At 51.2% G+C, this 4,302-nt stretch carries 4 protein-coding genes; all 4 read left to right on the top strand.

What is annotated here, in order from left to right:
• Positions 1–239, top strand: a 239-nt coding sequence (locus tag A918_RS22165; RefSeq protein ID WP_033315862.1) for a hypothetical protein, incomplete at its 5' end; no start/stop codon positions are given.
• A gap of 186 nt (positions 240–425) precedes the next feature.
• Positions 426–1,409 carry an HNH endonuclease gene (locus A918_RS0103955; RefSeq protein WP_022709796.1) on the top strand — a complete coding sequence of 328 codons (984 nt, stop codon included), beginning with the start codon at positions 426–428 and terminating at the stop codon, positions 1,407–1,409.
• A 397-nt stretch (positions 1,410–1,806) separates the two neighbouring features.
• Positions 1,807–2,019, top strand: coding sequence for a hypothetical protein (locus A918_RS0103960; protein WP_022709797.1), 213 nt, complete (start codon positions 1,807–1,809; stop codon positions 2,017–2,019).
• Entirely contained in the window at positions 2,019–4,193 is a 2,175-nt protein-coding gene (locus A918_RS21255; protein ID WP_022709798.1) for a VapE domain-containing protein, read from the top strand. Before A918_RS0103960 ends, A918_RS21255 begins: the two co-directional genes overlap by 1 nt.
• Positions 4,194–4,302: the final 109 nt, after the last annotated feature.

Consider the following 4,302-nt stretch of genomic DNA (forward strand, 5'->3'; position numbering starts at 1 on the left):
GAAAAGCAAAAAGCCGCGCTGTTGCGCGGCTTTTGAAGTCTAACCAAACTGGAGCGGGCGAAGGGATTCGAACCCTCGACCCCAACCTTGGCAAACAAGGAATTATTCCGTCAAAGTACTTCAGTCGATTTCCGCAGATTTCACTCCAGTCTGCTCGAGGGACTGTTCTGTTGGTATTCGTTGGGATATCGGATATTGGAGGGAATGGTAGGGAACTAAACTGGATTGAATTAAAGTGAAATTATGGGATCGTGACCGGAAAGTGACCGAAACAACTAATTTTTGCCGATAGGGGCGCTTCTCGATTTTCAATGTTGATGCCGCAATGGCACTATTTGAAACATATCCAGATATGCTCGGCTGTGCTGACGACAAAGTTTCCATCTTAGGGCTAAATACTTACCAGAAACAAGCGTAGTGCCAATATGAAGATCGAAGACCTACCGGCGCCCGTCACTGCGTCAAAAGCCGACTGGCTGGCTGCAACCACTTGGTTAGGCTTCACGCCGACTGATGACAACTTGAATGCAATCAACATGTGCCAGAGCACCATTCAGCGGCAGTTCGACAACGGCTATGTCATCGAATACATAACTGAACAATTCAGCGAGCCAAACCCCGGCTTTGAGCGCGATCCCGCCTATGTTCAGGAACGGGAGGCGCACAAGGATTTGGCTGGGAGACTGATTGCGGTTCACCGTCTCCGTACGACATCTCGTGCCTTGAAAGATGTGATAGGTTTCGAGGATTTCAGAAAGCTTCAAGACATGTGGGCGCATGATGGTAAGCGCTGCCGCTGGTCCGTGGCATTTCCAATTGTCGAAACGTATAAAATAATAGGCCATCCGAAGGCGAAAGCGGTTTTCGGTGACGCGATGTATCGTCGTCTTTATCAACGTTCATCAGCGACGCTGCGCGTATTGAACGAACATGAACGCGTGGCAATTGCTTCGTTAGAAATCGAGTCGCTGCATACCGACAATGCTTGGATTGGTATTGAAGATGAGATCTCATTCGCCGAGAAGAGCCAGATAGAGCCTAGAACCGAGCGTTTGATTCGCGAAGACCTCAGCGATCGAGCTTTGGAAGGGATGATGGAGGAACGCCGCACAAAAATTCGCCGTCGCGCTGCCTGGATCGCCGAGAGATTTATTCGCGAAAGGCGTCGTAATGGGAAGCTGATCTGCGATCATTGCGCTTTCGACCCCAAAACTGTCCTAGATCCCCAAAAGGTGAACCCTCGCAGCTTGCTTGATGTTCATCATAAGAATCCAATGGACGAAGGCATAAGGTACACGACTGTCATGGATTTCGCGTTGCTTTGCCCCACATGCCACCGTGTGGAGCATAAGAGACTCAAGCACGGCCTTGAAAAACTAGCGACGGTTTTGGATAGTTCGGCAGAATAGATCGTTTTGATACGTGGCCTGTTCCTCCATACGCTATACTAACTCGCTCCCGTCGCTTCACAGATTTCCGAACCGGTCATAGGGTGTGAGCTACATGGGCGCGCGCGTGAGGTCCCGCCGACCACAAAAGGTGAACAGAATGAAAATTGATTTACATCCATGGAAAATTCTGACACGCTTCTCAACGTAGCTGATGAAGAACGCTGACGCGCGGGTAGTTCCGCCTTCATGACGTAGTGCTTCAGACATAACGACCGAAGAAACTTCTTTTAGGTCGAAAAGTTCTGCAGAGCGCTGCCGGTTGCATTCAACACCCACATTAAACTGGGGTGAGGATGCACGGGCGGCGTTTTTTGTTGCCCGTCATTTTCGCCTCCAATCATTAGGAGATGAGTTGATGGAAAATCAACTTGCGCAGAACTACCCGCTTGAGCGTCTTTTCACCATTAAAGACGCAGCTGAGGAGATCGGCGCGAAGGAGTGGCAACTCCGACGCGCCATAAAAGCAGGTCACATTCCAAGTTATTCGCCGTATAATTCGCGGCGCTTGGTTAAGCTGTCGGAAGTGATAGCCCATATCGACTCCTGTAGGCAGGGAGGAGTCAACTAATGTCTATCAAGTTCACTTTCCCCGAAGGTAACAGCGACGAGGCAGTAGAGTTCCTCGAACATATGTATCCCGGCCAGCGCCGCCATCTGGTTGCTCTTCCGCTAAAGGGGAGGCTTGAAGCCAGCACGTTCTCCCCGAGTGAAGATGACGAGATGCGCGCTTGGATCGAGGCGCGGCAAGGCGAAGACAACGTCTACTTTCACGTGAATGGCCTGCGCCCCGGCGTCATGAATAAGAAAGCTAATAAGAATGATGTTGCCATAGCGCACTTTTTGCACATCGATATCGATGATCCTGATGCTCTGGAGCGTGTTCTTGCTTTTTCTCCGCCACCAACAGTCATTGTATTCTCTGGCGGAGGTTATCATGCCTACTGGAAGCTAAAGGAGCCTAATGACGATTTGGTTCGCGTTGAAACGATCAACATTGCTTTGGCAAATGTGCTTGGCGGCGACAACTGTCATAATATCGACCGTATCATGCGACTGCCGGGCACAGTGAACATTCCTAACGCGACGAAGCAGGTGAAAGGGAGAAAGCCCACAGTTGCCCGAGCTGTAAAAGCAGATTGGTCGCTGACCTATTCGCTGAACGATTTTCCGCTGGGCGACGGACCAGATCGAGCTGGCCCAAAAGGTTCGGTAGCGCAAGACGTACTGGTTGTCACGGTCGACATGGATTCGCTACCTTCGACTGTGACGCTTACTACTCGTTCGCTTATCGAATTTGGTGACGATCCGGAAAGGCCAAGAGATAAGCCAGACGCTCGATTTCGTTCGCGTAGTGAGACTGTGTACCGTGTTGCCTGTGATCTTGGTCGCGTTGGCTGTTCAAAAGAAACGATTGCTGGTGTGCTTATAAATCCAGCTTTCGGAATCGCACAGTCCGTGTTGGAAAAGAAAAAACCGTTACCCTATGCATTGCGGCAGGCCCAATCTGCGTTGGCCGCAATATCCAATAGTTGGCCTGACTTGGACAAAAGCGGGCAGCCCAAGCCTACGATGCGGAATACAGTCCTCGCGCTTCAACGCTTGGAGTTTACCTTTTCTCACGATCTGTTTCGTCACCGAAAGGTCGTTAACGGCACGATGTTGGACGAACATGCTGGTGAAATTAGTGATGATGCCTGCTCTTTATTGCGTTCATTTGTAATCGAAAAATTCAACTTCGATCCAAAAGCAGAAAATGTTCGTGACGCCGTTAACCAACTCTGTCTGGAGCATACATTCCATCCGATCCGACAAATGCTGGACGGGCTGATTTGGGACAGCGTCTCGCGTGTCGATGGCTGGCTTATTCGATATATGGACGCGGAGGACACTCCGTTAAACCGAGCGATAGGACGCATCGTGCTCATTGCGGCGGTGAGGCGGGTTCGAGCACCCAGTGCCAAATTCGATACGATCGTGATCCTCGAAGGGAAACAAGGCACCGGCAAGTCCACAGCGTTGCGCGTTCTCGCTGGCGTTGGAAACCATTCTGACAATGAATTGCTAACACTCGATACGAAAGCCCAGATGGAAGCCATGGAGGGAGTCTGGATTTACGAGTTGAGTGAAATGTCCGGTCTTAACAAAGGGGACGTCGAACGTATGAAAGCGTTCGCTTCACGTGACGTTGATCGGGCACGAATGGCCTATGGACGCTTTTCGGAATCACGTCCTCGACAAGCCATCTTTATTGGTACGACGAATGAATCCAAATACTTGAAGGACCGTACTGGGAATCGCCGTTTCTTGCCCGTTAAAACCGGCGAGATAGACATTCCCGCCCTTAAGCAAGATCGCGATCAGCTTTGGGCGGAAGCGGTGAAGCTAGAAGCCGAGGGTGAGAGCATTGTGCTACCGCAGGAACTTTGGGCCGTCGCGGCTGCAGAACAGGAGGACCGTCTGGAGGACGACCCTTGGCTGGAAAAGCTGGCTGCGGTCAATGGAAAAGCGGTAGGCGAACAAGTTCGCATCTCCACCGCCGAATTGCTGACAGATGTTCTTTCTATTCCGTTTGAGCGCCAACATAACGGTCATATGAAACGACTGTCTGCCTTGATGCGTGAAATTGGCTGGGAACAAACAAAATTTAAGTTTGGACCAAAAACCGTGCGTGGGTTTTGCAGACCAAAGCCCGTTGATCATGTAGATGACCAACCACAGCGTGGGGACCACATTGCCTTTTAGGGTGGTGGCGGTGGCACCGGTGGCACGTGCTGTAGGCGGTGCTGTGTGCAGGGGGGCTCGGTTAAGTAGCCCGCTGAGTGGCCGGGACCGTAGGTGTGGCGTGCCACTA

Origin of the sequence: Pseudochrobactrum sp. AO18b (assembly GCF_000409565.1) — a bacterium.
Classification (GTDB): Bacteria; Pseudomonadota; Alphaproteobacteria; order Rhizobiales; family Rhizobiaceae; genus Pseudochrobactrum; species Pseudochrobactrum saccharolyticum.

Coding starts and splice junctions, on each gene's coding strand:
- A918_RS0103955 (WP_022709796.1), top strand. CDS start 426: ATGAAGATCGAAGACCTACCGGCGCCCGTCACTGCGTCAAAAGCCGAC.
- A918_RS0103960 (WP_022709797.1), top strand. CDS start 1,807: ATGGAAAATCAACTTGCGCAGAACTACCCGCTTGAGCGTCTTTTCACC.
- A918_RS21255 (WP_022709798.1), top strand. CDS start 2,019: ATGTCTATCAAGTTCACTTTCCCCGAAGGTAACAGCGACGAGGCAGTA.